The organism is Flavobacterium sp. T12S277 (genome assembly GCF_048514875.1).
Lineage (GTDB): Bacteria > Bacteroidota > Bacteroidia > Flavobacteriales > Flavobacteriaceae > Flavobacterium.
Genome location: NZ_JBLYEG010000058.1, coordinates 1 through 1,750, shown reverse-complemented (window position 1 = coordinate 1,750; position 1,750 = coordinate 1). Strand labels below are relative to the sequence as shown.

The 1,750-nt window shown below is 36.7% G+C and carries 1 protein-coding gene; it reads right to left on the bottom strand.

The window, feature by feature from the left end:
* Positions 1–1,750, bottom strand: a 1,750-nt coding sequence (locus tag ACN1CN_RS22685; RefSeq protein WP_419137954.1) for a non-ribosomal peptide synthetase, incomplete at both ends; no start/stop codon positions are given.

Genomic DNA, 1,750 nt, shown 5'->3' with positions numbered 1-1,750 from the left:
ATCAGGATCAGGCAAAGAACGTTTGTCCAGCTTGCCATTAATAGTCAATGGAAAAGAATCCATAACAACCAAAGCACCGGGAACCATATAATCAGGCAACAACCTGGATAACTCATCCAAAATCATACCCTGGTCCAAAACATCTTCTCCATGGTCCAAAACATAATAACCAACCAAAGATTTTACAACACCTCCAGCAGTATCTCTCTCCTTTACCAAAACACACGACTGGACAATACCCGGAATTCCCGACAACGCATACTCGATCTCTCCAAGCTCTATCCTGTAACCACGGATCTTGACCTGGTCATCATTACGGCCAAGATATTCCAAATTACCATCAACAAGCCAGCGTACCAGATCACCGGTCTTATACAATCTGTTATAACCCTTTAATAAATCTGTCTGCGTGGCAAAAGGATTATCTATAAATCGCTCATGGGTTAAATCCAAACGGTTCAAATACCCCCTGGCCAAACCAGCACCTCCTATATGAAGCTCACCGATAACACCTATCGGAACAGGAAAATTATTAGCGTCAAGCACATAGGCTTTCGTGTTAAAATATATTTTACCTATCCCGTTATTGTCAAATAAATTGTTTTTTATAGCATATGAAATTCCAACAGTTGTTTCTGTTGGTCCATATTCATCAATAGGTATGTTAATATATTTTAATAGTTGAACTAATTGAAAATGTTCTAATTTTTCTCCACCAATAAATGCTTTTTTAATTTTGTAATCAAAAAAATATTTCTCTGGTAAGTTGATCAATAATGAAGGTGTATTTTTAATAAAATCAATTTCATTATCTATTAAATGTTGAGTATAGTTATATATATCATTTAATCTTCCTGAATAAATAAATATTTTTTTTCCTAATAAAATAGGGCACAATGTTGTAGTGATGGACAGATCAAAAGCTAGATTGGTAGAAAAATCAAAATTAACTATATCATTGGAAAAAAAATTATTTATATTATTAATATAATTAACAACCCCGGCATGCTCGATCATCACCCCTTTAGGCCTGCCTGTCGTTCCGGAGGTGTAAATAACATAAGCCAGATTCTTTGCTAAACTATGTTGTGGAAGATTAGAACTCGCTTCTACCTGATAAAAATCCGAAACAAGATCAATGGCAACAACCTTATCCTCCGGAAGCTGCAATCCTTCTCTCATCATCAAATGAGTCTGGCTTAATACCAACACCGAGCCTGTATCTTCCAGAATATAATCAATCCTCTCCTGTGGGTAATCAGCATCAATAGGAACATAAGCTCCCCCTGCCTTAAGTACCCCTAGTATTCCAATAATCATCTCAAGGCTTCTCTCCAGACATAACGCGATAAGGCTATCTCCTGTGAGCTCCCTTTGGGTCCTTTTTTGATATTCAGAGCGGATATAACGAGCCAGCTGGTTACTCCTATCATTAAGATCCCTGTAACTCAGCTCCTCTCCATCATAAACCAAAGCAATGTTATCAGGGGTTCTCTCTGCCTGTTCCTGGAATAACTCATAAATAGTCTTATCTCCAGGGTAATCCTTATCAGTAGCATTCCAATTGTAAACAATTTCTTTATACTCATCAGCAAGCAATAAACCAATATTATCATAAGAATTATCAGGAGCTGAAATTAACTCAGCAAGCAAATGCTTATAATGTCCAACAAAACGATCTATAGTAACTTTATCAAATAAGCTAACAGCATAACTTACAGAACCCATAAGCTCCTCATGGCTGTCATCA